Source organism: Pseudomonas sp. SR18, from assembly GCF_023701505.1.
GTDB lineage: Bacteria > Pseudomonadota > Gammaproteobacteria > Pseudomonadales > Pseudomonadaceae > Aquipseudomonas > Aquipseudomonas cyclaminis.
Genome location: NZ_JAMQAU010000010.1, coordinates 201,923 through 218,311 on the forward strand (window position 1 = coordinate 201,923; position 16,389 = coordinate 218,311).

At 57.0% G+C, this 16,389-nt stretch carries 9 protein-coding genes and 1 pseudogene; 5 read left to right on the top strand and 5 right to left on the bottom strand.

Annotated features, from left to right (window positions below):
* Positions 1 to 15 precede the first annotated feature (15 nt).
* Entirely contained in the window at positions 16 to 1,638 is a 1,623-nt protein-coding gene (locus NDJ82_RS16835) for a methyl-accepting chemotaxis protein (protein WP_112194008.1), read from the bottom strand.
* 309 nt (positions 1,639 to 1,947) lie between these two features.
* Here NDJ82_RS16835 and NDJ82_RS16840 point away from each other — a divergent pair, with 309 nt between their 5' ends.
* A complete protein-coding gene (locus NDJ82_RS16840) occupies positions 1,948 to 2,313 on the top strand; it encodes a hypothetical protein (protein WP_112194010.1) in 366 nt (121 codons plus the stop codon).
* A 53-nt stretch (positions 2,314 to 2,366) separates the two neighbouring features.
* Here NDJ82_RS16840 and dspII read toward each other — a convergent pair whose 3' ends face one another.
* A complete protein-coding gene (gene dspII / locus NDJ82_RS16845) occupies positions 2,367 to 3,479 on the bottom strand; it encodes an enoyl-CoA hydratase/isomerase DspII (RefSeq protein WP_250925895.1) in 1,113 nt (370 codons plus the stop codon).
* A 136-nt stretch (positions 3,480 to 3,615) separates the two neighbouring features.
* Between dspII and ung the strand changes: the two genes are divergently transcribed.
* From ung to NDJ82_RS16865, 4 genes are all read left to right on the top strand, one after another.
* The gene (gene ung / locus NDJ82_RS16850; protein WP_158878960.1) at positions 3,616 to 4,308 is read left to right on the top strand and encodes a uracil-DNA glycosylase; all 693 of its coding nucleotides are present in this window, start codon (positions 3,616 to 3,618) and stop codon (positions 4,306 to 4,308) included.
* 141 nt (positions 4,309 to 4,449) lie between these two features.
* Positions 4,450 to 6,462: a hypothetical protein gene (locus NDJ82_RS16855; protein WP_250925896.1), complete on the top strand. Its 2,013-nt coding sequence runs from the start codon at positions 4,450 to 4,452 to the stop codon at positions 6,460 to 6,462.
* Between the two features lie 364 nt (positions 6,463 to 6,826).
* Positions 6,827 to 8,857, top strand: a complete 2,031-nt coding sequence (locus tag NDJ82_RS16860) for a DUF5011/hyalin repeat domain-containing protein (RefSeq protein WP_250925897.1) — start codon at positions 6,827 to 6,829, stop codon at positions 8,855 to 8,857.
* Between the two features lie 222 nt (positions 8,858 to 9,079).
* Positions 9,080 to 11,353 (top strand): autotransporter outer membrane beta-barrel domain-containing protein, encoded by a 2,274-nt coding sequence (locus NDJ82_RS16865; protein ID WP_250925898.1) that lies wholly within the window; start codon positions 9,080 to 9,082, stop codon positions 11,351 to 11,353.
* 88 nt (positions 11,354 to 11,441) lie between these two features.
* Here the strand turns inward: NDJ82_RS16865 and NDJ82_RS16870 are convergent, their stop codons facing one another.
* From NDJ82_RS16870 to NDJ82_RS16880, 3 genes and pseudogenes are all read right to left on the bottom strand, one after another.
* Complete coding sequence (locus tag NDJ82_RS16870; protein WP_250925899.1) at positions 11,442 to 15,023, bottom strand: YncE family protein; 3,582 nt, start codon at positions 15,021 to 15,023, stop codon at positions 11,442 to 11,444.
* 156 nt (positions 15,024 to 15,179) lie between these two features.
* Positions 15,180 to 15,305: pseudogene (locus NDJ82_RS16875) on the bottom strand (AbrB family transcriptional regulator); the annotation flags it as partial.
* A 72-nt stretch (positions 15,306 to 15,377) separates the two neighbouring features.
* On the bottom strand, positions 15,378 to 16,389 hold a 1,012-nt coding region (locus tag NDJ82_RS16880), incomplete at its 5' end, for a YncE family protein (protein ID WP_250925900.1).

Sequence of the window (16,389 nt, forward strand, 5' to 3'; positions counted from 1 at the left end):
CCCACGGCAGGCTACTTACAGCTGGAACTTGCTGACCAGCAGATTGAATGACGTAGCCAGGCGCGACAGGTCCTGGCTGGAGGCATTGGTCTGGTGGGCGCCGGCGGCGGTCTGGGTCGACAGGTCCTGAATGTTGAGCAGGTTGCGGTCCACTTCTCGGGCCACTTGCGCCTGTTCCTCGGAAGCGGAGGCGATCACCAGATTGCGCTCATTGATCTTCGCCACGCTGCTGGTGATGCGCTCCAACGCCTCGCCGGCGTTCTGTGCCAGGGTCTGGGTGTTGTTGGCCCAGGTCAGGCTCTTGTTCATCGCGGCCACGGCGTCATCGGCACCGACCTGCACTTCGCCGATCATTTTTTCGATGTCGACGGTGGAGATTTGGGTGCGATGGGCCAAGGCCCGCACTTCATCGGCAACCACCGCGAAACCTCGACCTTGCTCACCCGCACGGGCTGCTTCGATGGCCGCATTGAGGGCCAGCAGGTTGGTCTGGTCGGCGATGCCGCGAATCACATCGATCACCTTGCCGATTTCCCGGACCTGGCCCGCGAGGTCGGCGACCGATTGCGTCGAATCATTGATCTCTACCACCATCGAACCCATGCCGGACACGGCCTGGGCCACTTGCTCACGACCTTCTTCGGCTTCGGTGGTGGCCTGGCGCGAGGCTTCCGACGTGGACACCGCGTTGCTCGCCACTTCGTCCACCGCGGCGGTCATCTGGTTGACGGCGGTGGCGGCCTGTTGGATTTCGTCATTCTGGCGGGTGAGGCCCCGGCTGCTTTCTTCGGTGACTGCGCTGAGTTCCTCTGCTGCTGAAGCAAGCTGATCAGAGGCGTTGGCGATTTCCACCAGGGTGCTTTTCAAGCCGCCCTGCATGTCGGCCAGCGCCATCAGCAGTTGCCCGGCTTCGTCGGTGCGCTCGGTGACGATGGCTTGGGTCAGGTCGCCTCTGGCAATGCGTTGTGCGCTCTCCACGGCCTGGGCGATGGGGCGGGTGATCAGGCGGGTGATCAACACACCAATAGTGATGGCGATGATGAAGGCCAGCACGATGCCGCTGATCATCCAGGTCAGCGCGCTGTTGCGCAGGTCATCAGCGGCGATGGAGCCTTCTTTGATCTGGCGGTTGTTGGAGTCGATTAGCACGCGGATCAAGTCGCGTGCCTGGCGGAAAATCTCATTGTTGGTGGTGTTGAGCTGTGCACGGGCCTGGTCGAGCTGGTTGTTTTCAAGCATCGACATGATGCGTTCGGAGTTGCTGATGTAGGTGGGCCAGAGCTGGTCGAGCTTATCGCCGGCTGCCCGTTCGTCGTCTTCCAGCGGCGTGGTGCGGTAGGTTTTGTAGGCGGCTTGGCTGTTCGCGAGTTCTTTGGTGATGTCCTGGCGCACGCGATCGCGGTCTTGCTGGGACACGTCGCCCTGGCTGGCATCCATCAACCGGTACAGGCCACGGTTATGAGCGACCAGGCCGTTGAGGGTGGCCGAGGTGGTGCTGACGGAGACCAGATTGTTCGAAAACGTCAATTCCAGTGCAGTGGCGAGGCGAACGACCCCTTTGATACCCAGTACACCCACGCCCAGGGTTACCACTGCGCACAGTAGAAAGGAGAGCAACAGTTTGGTTGAAATCTTCATGGCTGAAATCCGAGGTTATAGGGGTATAAAGCTCGCGCTAGAGCCTCCGTGCTATTGTGCGATGTCATAGTGACACTATTCAATTGTTTAAAGTTTCAATACACCCACAAATGTTCCACCCACTCTCAAAGCCCGACTAATTGGCAACGTTGCGGCGCCAACACAGTTTGCTCTGATACAGATGTATCAAACTGTTACCAAAACGCACCAGATTCGGTTTTTGATGTCAGATATTTCGTCATTCGGTGAAAGCTGAATGCCGCCCTCCCGCGTCGCTGGAGGTGCTCTTTCGCGGTCCAGGAGGCCGCCATGTATCGACGACTGCTGCTCAGCGCTTTACTCGGTCTGACCCTTTCCGCTTGTGTGCCCTACTACGATGGAGGCCAGAGCTACTATCGATCCGAGGTCTACACCTCACCGGCGCCGGCGTATTACTACGGTGGTGGCCCGGCGTATCAATACCGCCGTGACTACTACCCATCGCCGCGCTACTACGCACCCGCACCGCGTTACTACTCGGCGCCGCGTTATTACCAGCCGGCACCTCGCTATTACCCTTCGGGGCCAAGGGCGGGCTACCGGCCTTATCCGAACCAGGGGTGGGGTGATCACGGGGGTAATGGCAGGCACGGACGCGATGGTGACCATGGCCGCGGTCGCGGCGGTCACCGTTGACCGGTGTTGAATGCAAACGGCGCAGGAAGCGCCGTTTTTTTTGGGTGAAACAATCAGTAATCGGACAGGTCCGCCAGCGGATGGCGGCCTTCCCACGCCTTGTGAAAGTGCGCCTGCACCACGGCGTCCGGAACTGTATTGATATCTGGCCAATGCCAATGGGGTGTGTGGTCCTTGTCGATCAAGCGCGCGCGCACGCCTTCGCTGAACTCCGGGTGACGGCAGCAATTGAGGCTCAGGGTGTATTCCATCTGGAATACCTGGGCCAGGGATAAATGCCGAGCGCGCTGGATCTGCTCCCACACCAGGTGTGCGGTCAGCGGGCAGCCTTCGCTCAAGGTCGTGCCGGCACGGCTGAACAGCGGATCGGCGTGGTCACGCAGCGGGCTCAAGGCGCGCCAGGCACAGCGCACGTCGCCAACGTCCAACCATTCGTCGATCTGCGCCCGGCGCGGCAGCCATTGGGCCTCGGGCTGTTGGCTGACTGCTTCCTGGGCCAGGGCCTTGAGCAGGCTGTTGAGCTGCATCGCGGTCTGTTCCTGCCAGTTGAGTTGCAGCAGGCCATCGAGCAGTTCGTCCTGTTGATCATCGCGCAGGAAGCGGTCGGCCAGACCCAGGTCCAGGGCGTCACGGCCGTTGATGTGCGCGCCGGTAAGGCCCAGGAATAAACCGAGCTTGCCCGGCAGGCGCGACAGAAACCAACTGGCGCCCACATCCGGGTACAGGCCGATGCTGATTTCGGGCATGGCCAGGCGGCTGCTCGGCGTGACGATGCGGATGGCGGCGCTTTGCAGCAGGCCCATGCCGCCGCCCAGTACATAGCCGTGGCCCCAGCAGATCAGCGGCTTGGGGTAGGTGTGCAGGCGGTAATCAAGGCGGTATTCCGCGGCAAAGAACTGCGCCGCCAGGGCGGGCACTTCGCCGGGCTGTTCACGGCATTCCATGGCCAGGCTGCGCACCTCGCCGCCGGCGCAAAAGGCCTTGGGTCCGTTACCGCGCAGCAGCACACAAACGATATTTGGGTCCTTGGCCCAGGCATCCATGCGATCGTGTAAGGCCAGGATCATCGGCAGGGACAGGGCGTTCAGGGATTTTTCAGCATCAAGGCTGGCGATGCCGATGCGGGCACCGTCGCTGCCAGTCAGCTCTTCGAAGTGCAGGTTCATTGTGACCTCATTCGGGAGGGTGAAGGATCAGTATGATCGCTTCGTGGGAAGGTGCCGATGGTGTGTCAGATCAATTGACAAGCAAGGCCGGCTTTCCTAGGGTTCGCCTCATTCTTTTTTACAAGACAATTCAACTATGACCGAAGGCGACCGTATCAAACTCGAACCCAGCTGGAAACACGCCCTGCGTGAGGAGTTCGATAAGCCCTACATGGCCCAGTTGCGCGAGTTCCTGCGCCTGGAACATGCCGCTGGCAAAGAGATCTACCCGCCTGGCCCTTTGATTTTCAATGCCCTGAATTCCACGCCTTTGGACAAGGTCAAGGTGGTCATCCTTGGCCAGGACCCGTACCACGGCCCCGGCCAGGCCCACGGTTTGTGCTTCTCGGTGCAACCGGGCGTGCCCACACCGCCGTCGCTGGTCAACATCTATAAAGAACTCAAGCGCGACCTGAACATTGACATCCCCAACCACGGCTACCTGCAAAGCTGGGCCGACCAGGGCGTGTTGATGCTCAACACCACCATGACTGTCGAGCGCGCCAATGCCAACGCCCATGCGGGCAAGGGCTGGCAGTTCTTTACCGATCGGATTATCGAAGTGGTCAGCGAGCACCAGCCACATTTGGTATTTCTGCTGTGGGGCGCCCATGCGCAAGGCAAGCAGAAACTGGTCGATGCCACCAAGCATCTGGTCCTGACGTCAGTGCATCCGTCGCCGCTGTCGGCGTATCGCGGGTTTCTGGGCTGCGGGCATTTCAGCCGCGCCAACAAGTTTCTTGAGCAGAATGGCGAGACGCCGATTGAGTGGCGGTTGCCGCCTGTCTGATCAGCGTGCATACCTGTGACATTCGACAGTAGCCAGAGGGTGTACTTGCGCATTAAATGATTTACCTGGCCTTGTCGGTTGGGTGCACTCCCATCGGTGGTCAATGGCCGGTCATTGATCGATTGCCCAAGGAGAGTGGACATGCCCAAATACACAACCTCTACCCCTATTCCCCGCACGCTGGACCAGCCCTGGGTTCCAGCGGCGCTGCCGTTGCTGGATGATGAAGTCGCTTACAAAATACATCGGCAGAACCAAGTTGACCCGTTGGCAGTGGAAATCTCTACCCTTTGGATTGGCGGGGGCCTGCTTGACCCAGGTGAGGTAACACGTGTGACCTGGCTGTGGGATGACGTCCAGGTTGGTGATGTGAAGGAGTTGACAGCACCCTATGATGAAAGCGATCTGCCCATGGTAGCGAGCTTCATACCGGCTATCCGCCTGGCCGAGCCTGGCCTGCACAGGTTGCAGTACATCGTTGAGCTGATCGCTGGCAACCCTACGGACGCGTCATTTCCAATCCAGATTGATCTAGACAAGGTTGCGCCCAATCAAGGGCAGCAGCCTAACAGGCTGCAATTTGACGCTTATATTCAAGCCAACGGTGTGACTGATGATTACCTGGCCGACCCGGCCAACAATGATCAGGTCGTGGCTGTTGTGCCGCCATGGCCCGATATGCGCCTGGAGGATCGCGTTGACGGTAAGTTGACGTTGTTGCCGGCGTTTCGACGCTCATACTCACGCAACGACGAGATAGTCGCATCGGTGCACATTACCCAGGCTCACAAAAACGGTGCCCCGATCGAATTGGTCTTTGAAGGCGACACGTTTCGCACACTGCGCAGCAATCGAGAATACTCCGCTCAGTACTTCTTGATAGACCGCACCGGTTGGCAAGGGCCGGCGTCGCGTACTTCCGTCGTACTGAATGCGCTCACACCCTCGCCCATTCAGTTTCTCTCGCCGGAGGTGCCACAAGCCTTCGGCGCGGGTGCAAATGGGCGGATTGACCTGGAAGATGCCCGTGAAAGTGGCGGCGTCTATATGAATATCCTGGAAATCGTTGGAGCACTTGATGGCGATGTGGTAACGCCTTCGTGGGACTTGATTCCCCTTCCTCCGATTACCGTAGGGCCTTTTCAGGTCTGGCCAGTGCGTGTCGATATTCCTTGGCCGATTCTGGCTCAAGGCGGCTTCGAGCTGGTGGGTGGGGTGATCCGGGCCGGCTATACCTGGCAACGTGGAACCGGCACCGCCCGGCCGGCCATCCCCAGGTTCGTCCCCGTGGACCTGACCGCCGCGGGCGAACTCAACCCGGACAACCCCAACTACATCAACCCCCTGCTTCTGCTGCCAACCGTCAAAGGTGAGACCGGCGACGATGTGTTGACCCTCTTGGATCAAAATAAACCCGCCACTGTGGAATTGGAGTTGGGCGTTGATTTCCAGGTGGACGATGAGCTGGAGCTGATCTGGAATGATAACCCCGTGCCGGTGGATACCCACAAGGTTGCCATCGGTGAGAATCCGGGGGATTTGATCACCTTCCATATTCCCTGGTCGCTCATCGAGCCGATTGGTAACGCACGGGTCAATCTCTTCTATCGCACTTTCAATGGCGTGAACCGTCAACGTTCTAACCACAAAGTCATCACCGTGGCCGTTTCACCGATTGTGGGGTTGAGGCGCACCCAATACCCGGACGTGAACTATGGCCCAGGACCTGATTCCGGGTTTATAGGTTGCACGCTCAACCCTCATCCCTCTTTTGGAGTCAAGGTATTTGTCCCGGGGGACACTGCGCGACTGGAGGTAGGCGATGTGTTGCGCTTGATCTGGGTGGGCTATGCCAGCCCCAACGGCAATCTCGCTCATGTGATCGACAGCTCTAAAGGCGAGTGGGATTCGCCTTCGTTGACCCCGGAAGGGGTGCAAAACGGTCACACGTTCACAGTCCCGTTCAATCCCCATGTGTTGTTGCCTGGGTTGGTCAAGCGAGATGAATATCCCCATGAGCCGGCCCACGGCTCAGCCACCACGTATTACCAGGTGATTCGAGGTGGAGTGCCTGTCGGCGCGTCGGCGCTCAGCCTGGTATTGGTCACGTTGATTCGTCCAAACAATTTACCGCCCTGCATCGCGCCATCCTGAATCAACGCGCAAATGGGAAGGGCGCAATGCCCTTCCCATGTGGTCTGCATGCCGTCGCCAGCCTTTTTAATAGAACCCTTTGCGCTGTTCAGCGCCTGGCAGATGCTCGCACGTAGTGAAAAAAGACGCTTCACCGACATTTAGCGGTCGAATGCCAAACTGCATATTTTCTGGCGTTTGGCAAGTTGTGAGAATTGACAGTTATGCGGTGAGCGAGGCTGAGGTTTAATGGACTAACCGTTGTCAGGTTGCAGTGATAGCTGGAGATGACGAATGACATCTCCATTAACAGGGTCGCAGGTCTGTGGGTGAAATACCGTTGTCCGGATCCAGATCCTTTCCCCCATGCAAGGAGCTTTGGATCATGTCAAAAAAACTACCGTTGTCGAAGGCCAAAACGCCAGCAACGCAGGCGAACGAAAAGTTGCCTGCGAAAGCAAAAGCTACCCGTAAACCCTCGCAGCGCACGCGCGTAGGGACACAGAGGGTTTTAGCCAATGCGCCTGCTCCCACGCTTGTCAACGCACTCCCTAACTTGCCAGTGGTTCCCCCCGACCCTGACCAATCGGCAGACGGTCAACCCAATCTCATACCCCACGCTGTCCAGGCCGGCGGTTTGACGCTTTCCCTTCCACGCTGGGCTCCACTTGCAGATCCGGGGGATATCGACACTATTTTTTGTCGTGCGAACGGCCGAATGCTTGGCTTCTACGAATACAGTGGCGACGATCCAGCGCCACCTGATCCTTTTATTCTCACTCTTCAACCGCACGCCGAGCTGCAAACCCATGGTGAAAAGGAGATCACCTATACGATCTTTCATGCCAATGGCAATGTAGCTCCCTCTGACATCACCCATGCGTTTGTCGACGCACGCGACCCCAACCTCAATAACCGGCCGGCTGCCATTACCTTGCCAACCGATCTGTCGGGGCCAGTGACACCGGATTATCTGGCTGGCAAACCCGGGTTGGTGTGTCAAATCCAACGAATGGTAGACAACCGCCCCGGAGATACCTGGCAGGCATTTTTCGGGAGTAAGGATTTAATCGGTATCACGGGTGTTTTTCCGTTGACAGGCAGTGCTGAAGTGATTTTTACAACCGCGATTGTCCTGGCCGGCGGGTCGGGCGATCGGGAGATTACCTACAATGTAACTGATCGTGGAGGCAACGAGACGCAGACGTCTTTTACCCGGACCGTGACAGTCGCCACCGCTAACGAACCCGTGTTGGAAAACTTTCAAGTATTGGAGGCGCCTTTGATCGATAAGGAAGAGGCGCGTAATGGTGTAACGGTACGCTTGGGGAATATTGTCGACTGGCTCTCGACTGATATGGTTCGAATGTTCTGGCATGGCACCTTGATCTACGAGAAACCTGTAGGTGTGTTCCCTATCTTCCCGCTTGATGGCACGGCTACGTTCGATGTGATCAGTTCACATGGGGACATGTACAACGCCGATGTCCACTGCACCATCAGCCGTGACGGGCTAGGGACTATCCCCTCGCCAACGATCACCGTTGCGGTGAATATAGATGAGCCCGGTGATACGGATAACCCTGGCCCAGGCCCCGTTGACCCCAACTATGATCTACCAACAGTCAGAGGCAATGAAGGTCATGAGAACCATTTGGTAGAACTTGACCGTGGTTTCCCGGCCACGGTGACGTTCATTATTCCTTCAGGGCTAACCACCGGCGTTTTTATTGATGTTTACTACGGCATTATGGGCGGGACGCTGGCTGACACTTATAACGTCACCGGTAGTGAAGCTCCCGATTTCGAGGTTGCGTTGGAGATTGGTTGGGACATTATCGAAATGTATGGCAACGGCGATGCCATACCTTGTTATTACAAGGTTCGCGATGCAATCAACTACAAGCACTCTCCCGACCAGAGCGTCAAGGTTGAACTCTACAGCTTGTCGGGGCTTGCAGATCCGGTGTTCTCGGTACTCAATACAGTGGGCAGGCTTGGATGCTTCGACCGCTTGACGCCTCCGCTAGTCCCGGCGCCTTGGGTGGCAGTCCCTATTTTCATCAAGGACGACGTAGCTCTTCAAATCGGTGACCTCGTCGTTGTGCATGCGGCCAGGTACGCATTTGCCGATAACACTACCCCGTTAGATACCATGGAAACGACGCCTAGAGAGATATCGTTCAACGACATCGCGGATGGCTTCACCATCAACCTCTTGCTGGGGTTGTGGTTCAGGGACTTTACCGGGACCGGCGGTCGTGGTTGGGTAGGTGTGCGCTGGAGTATCTATCGCCCTGACACGACGGATCGCGGTACCTCGGATGAAGTTCAGGTGCGATGGGATTTCCGTGGTGCTTACCCACCACTGGGCACCTGTGTGCCAGATTCGACGCGAGCGCTCGGGTCGCTGTGATCCATGCATAACCCTGTTGGCCTCTTTGTGGGGCCACAGGGTTTTTTATTGCGGCTTGCTTAATCAACGCCAGGGTTGTGTCGAAGCTAGATGATCTACTCATAAGGAAAGTCCTACATAAAAAGGTAATTCCAATCCTTAGTCTTTGCGCCGTGGAAAACGGAAGGCCGGTCGATATGGCCTTCGGGTTCGAACTGGTACTTTTTCTGAGGTTCATTGGCAATGCACACGATTAATTCTTCTGACTTTAAACACTCCAAATTATCGGCAGCGATCAAGCTTATCGCTGTTGCCCCAATGTGTTTCCTGAGCGCTCAAACCCTGGCGCTGGAAGAACTGGACGGAACGACCAAAGACGTCTATCCAGTGACGTACGTTGATAACTTTCGGCTGAAAAACAACGCCACGCTGAATGTTCATAATGGTGGGACAGTGCGCGACATTCAGTCGGTTGGCTCGACGGTAAACCTGACAGGCGCACGGGTTTCATCCACTGCCAGTACCACCGCAGTGATACTGACCAACAGCACTGCACACATCAACAATACCCTTATCACCAGCACTCGAGCGGGCGGTCTGGACGTGGTTCGCAATCCGTCAACGCTCACGGGGTCCTTGGCAGAGGTCAGCAATAACAGTGAAATTCACGGCGCGACTTATGGTGCCAATGTAACTTCCTACAGCACCTTGAACCTCAATGACTCGAAACTGATAGGTGGTTCCCAGGCCGGGTTGATCCTTCGCGGTGGCGCGGCCAATGCGGTCAATAGTCAAATCATCGGTGCTACCGACGGCATCCGCATGACCCGCGAACACAGCACCGTCCCCAACTCGCCGGAACTGCGCTTGGAAGGTACACGTGTCGAGGGGCTGACAGGCTCTGCCATTGTGGTCGATACACCGATCACTGCTGAAATTGATGTCAATAACGGTTCTACCCTGATAGGCAATAACGGCAACTTGCTTGAGTTGAAAACCGGCGGCAACGCCAACATGCGCGTCAACAACAGCGCGCTGACCGGCAATATCCAAGTGGGCACCGGCAGCGTCCTGGACCTGAGCCTTGACAGTGCCATCATGAACGGCGACGTGATCAACAACGGTGGCACTGCCAGCGTCGGCTTGAACAACGGTTCGGTCTTGACGGGGCGACTGGAGAACGTCGACAAGCTGGCGATCAACAGCGACGCCACCTGGGTCATGGTCGACAACCAGCAGGTCGGCGACCTGTCCCTGAACGGCGGCAACATCAAGTTCGGCGATACGGGGCACTTCTACCAACTCGACGTAGAAAACCTGTCGGGGAACGGCACCTTCCTCATGAGCGTGGACTTTTCCACCCTGAAGGGCGACTTCCTCAACGTCACCGGCACATCTGCGGGCGAGCACCAACTGTTGATCGCCAGCAGCGGCGCAGACCCCTTGGGCGATGACCGTTTGCACGTGGTACATACCGCAGATGGCGTTGCCAAGTTCAGCCTGCTGGGTGATCGCGTGGACGTGGGGACTTACTCCTACAGCCTGATCGATGACAACGAGAGCAAGGACTGGTACCTCGACCCGGACAGCAAAGTGATCAGCCCGAGCACCAACTCCGTGCTTGCGTTGTTCAATGCGGCGCCAAGTGTACTGCTGGGTGAAATGACCACCCTGCGTACCCGCATGGGCGAATTGCGCTTCAGCGACGGCAAATCCGCAGGCCTGTGGACTCGCGCCTACGGCAACAAATACGAAGTGTCCAACGACAAGACGGGCTTGGGTTATAACCAGTCGCAACGTGGTTTTACCCTCGGTGCCGACGCGCCGGTAGAGGGCGGCGACGGCCAGTGGCTGATCGGTGCCATGGCGGGTCACAGCACCTCGGACCTGGACCTGAACCGTGGTAGCAGCGCCACCATCAACAGCTACTACGTGGGCGGTTATGCCACGTGGATGGATGCCGAGAGCGGCTTCTACTTTGACGGCGTGCTCAAGTTCAACCGCCTGCACAGCGAGTCCAAGGTGGCGATGAGCGACGGCAAGAAAGCCAAGGGCAACTACACGCAAAACGCGATGGGCGCGTCGGCGGAAGTCGGTCGCCATATCAGCCTGGACGATGGTTATTTCGTCGAACCGTATGGTCAGTTGGCGGCGGTGATTACCCAGGCCCAAAGCTACACGCTGGACAATGGCCTGGACGCCAAGGGCGACCGTTCAAGCTCGGTCATCGGTGAAATCGGTACAACGGTGGGGCGCAATATTCAATTGGAAAGCGGCGGGGTGTTGCAGCCGTACCTGAAGGCGGCGGTGGCCCACGAGTTCGACCAGAGCAATAAGGTGTTCGTCAACGACAACGCGTTCAACAACGACCTGTCGGGTTCGCGCCTGAAGCTGGGGGCGGGTGTGGCGATGTCGGTGTCGCAGAACCTGAAGTTGCATGCGGATCTTGAGCGCAGCACCGGGAAGAACATCAAGCAGCCGTATGGGGTGAATGTGGGGTTGCGGTACGATTTCTAAGTCGGTGAGTCCAGGGATTGGTGGCCGTTAAACTATACCGGTAATAAAAAATGCCCCCGCTCGAAAGAGCGGGGGCATTTTTTATGGCTTACAGGCTGACGATAATGACATTGTTATTTCCGGAGTTGGCAACGTATGCCACCGCGCCATCAGAGCTGATAACAATTTCTGTTGGACGATCCAGCGGGTGTGTAGTGGTATTGACTTCTCCAGTGATGAGTCGGGTGGCCGTATCGATGATTTTTATCGAGTTGTCTGCTTGCAGGCACATGTAGGCTTTATCGCCGTTTGGTGTGAATGCTATTCCCCGCGGCTGAGGTAGGTTCTCGAGTTTCTTGATCAGCGAGGGTGGAGTGGTCGTTGTTGAAAGTATATTCAGGCCGCCATTGGTAGATGCCGAATCATAGGTTGTCACATAGAGGACTTCTTCAGTAGGGCTTTGGGCAATACCGTAAGAACCTGTACTGCCATTGTAATAACTGCCTAGCAGCGTGCCGGTAGATTGATTGAACTCATTTACATAGTAACCCGTCGTGTAAACTCGACTGCCAGATCGGTTGGTTGTGAGTGCATTTGCAAGATTAATTTTGCCAGAGAGTACTCTTATCTCTGTATTGGTTGAGGTGTCGATTTCTTGGATGTACGCGTAGGTACGATCACCCACATATAAACGTGAGCCTGTAGGGTTTAAGCACAATGCTGAGTTAAAAGTATATCCAGTAATGGTTTTGATTGTCTGGAAGTTCCGAGTCTCAATGGCAAGTGTCGAAGACGTTTCAACGGAGACATACAAGGTTTGGCCGTTCGGATGAATGGCTATACCGCGAGGTGCCGTTGCAAGCGAGATCGTGCGTGTCACTTTACGTGTAGCGGTATCGATGACTGAAACCGTTTTACTGCCATAGTTGGTCACATAGAGTGTCGAATTGTCAGAACTAAGCGCAAGGTGGAGGGGCGTGTTGCCCACCGCGATTGCCCCTTCCACCACTCCTGAAGCCCTCTTGACCCGATACGGCGGTGAAATCTCCAACGGCCTCGCCGAAGACTTGTTCCCCGTGCCATCCAGCGACGCCAGTACCTGCACTTCCAGCGTGTCGCCTTCATGCAGGCTGCGCAGGTAATTGGCCGGTATCGGCATGCTGATCCGCCGGGCGTTGAACTCTTCGTTACTGACGGGCAGGCTTATGCGCAGCGCATAATTGCTGCTGCTGAGCAGATCAATCCACACCGCCTGCCCCAGCCGCATGAACGGCCAGCCGTCCACCCGCACGGTGTAAGCCTTGTTGGTTTCAACCTGGCCCCCCACCGCTTCTGGAATCCGTACCAGATCCAGCTCCTGCGCCGGCAGGTCTTGCACCTCCAGGGTCAGCTCTTTTGAGGAGGTTGAGACATGGTCGCGTATCACCTCATAAAATACCTGGCAGTTCATGCCGAGATTGGCGCCGACAAAGAGGTTGGAGACGGTAAAGCTGACATAGTTTTCCCCCGGCTCCGGGATACCGGGTTTGCTTGGAATATCCGGTGTGCCGAACCCCGCAGCGCCGATGATGCGCACCTTGATCTGATCGCTGGGCAGCATCGGGCTGTAGCTCACCCGGACCGTCACCACTTCCGGCCGTGGCGGCAGCACATGCTCGGGGTTCAGACGCGTCAGGGTCGGCGTGATCACTGTGCCTTCCAGCACCAGCGGCACGTGCAGGTTCAAGGCCGCCCCCACCGTGATCACCACTTCAAAGGAGAACAACGTGCGTTGGCCTGGTACTTGTACGGTGTAGTAAAGCCTGCCCGTGCCGTTCAAATTGGCGATCACGTAAACCCGTGGGATGGTGAAAGGCAGGTCCCGGCCGAACCAGTTACTGTTGATCGAGAGTTCGTTGGGCGGAGCACTGCCGCCGGCGGCGCTGCCTTCGAAATGCAGGGTAACCGTGGCGCCGAGCACAAACGCAGCGTGGCGGGTGACGGTGACATTCAGATCGCCGCGCTGGGTGTCCGGATCGAACACGTAGTGCGGTGGCAGCGCCTGGCGTGGCACGGGAGCCGGCAGTGAGGCCTGAAAGTCGCCGACATCAAGGGCAAGCGATTTCGACTGTGGTCGTTCCGCCGCGCCATTGACCTTGTAGGACAGCCGGAGACGTCCGCCTTCCAACTGGGCAATGTCGCCATTGGGGCCGTTGGGCAACTCAAAGTAAATGTCGCCGTTGCCGGCGCTCTCAGTGCGCTCGTCGTAGTAAGGGTCCCCGTTGGCATAGGCGCCTTCCAGCAACAGGGTGATGCGATCCTGGGGGTCCTGCCCGGGGTAGGCCAAGATATGCACGAACACCGGATTGATTGTTGGCGGCAGTACCCCGCCGATAGCATCGGGCACGAGTGGCGCGGGCAAACTGGTGTCGATGGGGGTGCCGATGATATTGATTAGTGTGCTCTCGGAGTTGCGAGGCAGTACACCGGTCCGAAGGCGCTTATAAGTGATCTGGATCCGGCCGCCGACCAAAGGCTGGATGTCGGCATTGGGCCACTCGATATTGGCGAACAACACCGTGGTGGAGGTGACGGTGAAATTGTAGAAGTTGGTGATGCGTACACCGCCCTGTGTCAGCCCAATGACCCGTACACGGATGGTGTCATTGAACAGGTAGCCCATGCCGCGGACTGGCACAGTAATCTTGGCATTGATGCCGTTGAGCTCGTCGTAGTTGAGAACGTCATTGCCATGACCATCGTCCTCAGACTCAAAAATGAAGGCGGCCGGCAAGAAGGGTTCGGTCGAATCATCCAGTCGCACCTCAATCACCTGCGCCGGGGAAAACCCATCGGAGGCGTTGCCCACTTCGTCGACCACATTGTATTCACAGACGTGCACGCCACTGCCGACCTGAGACCAGATACCTGGGTTGATAAATACCGTGATGGGATCCTGGCCCGAGGCTTCGAACTCGGTGACACGGTGCTCGACAATGACCCCGCCAATGCTCAAGCGAATACGATCGCGCACTTTGCGATAATTGACCGCTGGCAGCGCTCGGTTGGCGGGGTAAAAGTCGATAATGACCGGTATGGGCGAGCCTGCGCTGTCCTTGTCCACCCCAAAGTCGATGATGTGCTGAGGGAAGTGCGGCAGCGGCAGGTTTTCGTTCTCTGGCGTGCTGGCAGTCGGGTTACGCCCGCCGGGCAGTTCACTGTCAACCAGGAGGTTGAAACGCTTGGTTTCTTCGGTTCCACCCCCAATGCGCGTGACGAAGGCCTGCAGCGTATTGCCGGCCTCGCGCAAAAAAGCGCCGCTGGGTGCAAACAGGATGATTTGCTTGCTGTTTGCTGCTTCGTCGTCAGTGACGGTATGAAAGTCGGCCCGGATATTATTGAGCCGAAGCTCAATGAAGTCGCCTTCGGACTGGCCAAGATAGGGCAGCAGGATACAGATCACCCCTATGGCGGCAACATCCAGCGCGGCGCGATTAAGCCCGCCATCGTAGCCCACTACCGGGTTGCTCAGGGTTGGCAGATAAAGGGGCAGGTCAGAAAACGGTACGCTGGCAAAGGACGCCGGTGTCAGAAGTGCATCGGCGGGTTGGGGAAGGGTAAACCCCTCGCGGCGCAGATCATCGGATTGTGATGAGGACGGCGTAGCGGGCGTTTTCACGAGCAACAGCGCGGGGTCGATGTCTTGATTCATGGTCGCAATCCTGTGTGAACCGTACGAAAGGCGACCGCGAAGTGAGGGGGCCGCCAGAGGATTCAATACCCCGCGACCCGACGTTGACTAGCTGTGAGAAATGACAGTGGCGACGAGTGGTCAGTGGCCCAGGGCGGGCCACTTGAACCGCTGATGTCAGGGCTGACGGTTCCAGTGCCTGAACAACGGCTCCGCCAGAAACAACACAAACAGCAACCGCATCACCTGCATCGCCGTCACCAACGGCACCGACAGTTGCCGGCGGACGGATATACCACCTGGTTTTTAAGGGCACCATTGAAAAAAATGCCCCGCACAGCGAAGTGCGGAGCATTTTTTGCTGGGCCCTGAAGCTTATGTACTGATGACAGTGACAGAGTTGCCACCATTGTTGGCGACATAGAGCGTGGAGCCGTCTGGGCTGATAGCGACCCCGAACGGGCCATTGAGCCCTCCCACTGCATCAATGACGGTTTCTTCATCGGTGTTTATGATTTTCAGGCTGTTATTACCGTAGTCCGTGACATAGGCGAATGGTTGTTTGGGGTGCATGACAATGCCGACGGGCTGGTTGAAACCCGTAAGGGTGTTACGGATGACGTTCGTGCCCGTATTCATAATCTTAATGTTATTGGCACCTGTGTTCGCTACGTACAGTGTTGGCTTGGCACTTACGTTGTGAGGGCTGTAAGCCATGTCACGAATGTAATTGAAACCCGCCAAGGATCCCACGGTGGTATTGCTTGGCTGGTCGACGGTGTATACGTGGGGGGATGACCCCACATAAATGCGAGAATTACTGGGGTTTAGCGTCACTGACCAAGCGTTCGGGTACCCGAGTGTGTACAGGCGCGCACCGGAGGAGGTGTCGTGGGTATACAGCGCAGAGGAACGGTAGCTAGCAACATATAAGCGCGTTCCCAGCGTATTCAAAGCAAGTGCGTAAGGAGCAGTGAAACCCGTTATTTGGTTGATAAATGCATAGCTGGTAGTGTTGATAACGGTAACTTGTCCCGTGCCCAAGTTGCTTACATACAGGATGCCGCCGTTGGGACTGATAGCGATGGCGTGTGGGTAGCTCAGACCGGGAATGGTATGAATAACTTTATGGGTGGCCGTCGCAATCACTGACACCGAATGAGAACCCTCATTGGTAACATAAACGCGACTGCCATCGGGGCTGACGACCAGTCTTGCCGGTGCACCCCCTACTTCGACATGGGTAATGATCCCCGCCTGTTTTTTAATCGAATAGGACGGTTTGCCCAATTGTACGGCGGTGTTCCTGTCACCGAAACCGTCCATTGAAACCAGTGTTTTAACCCGAATTTGGCTGCCATTGGGCCGCGAGCGCAGGTACGTGCCA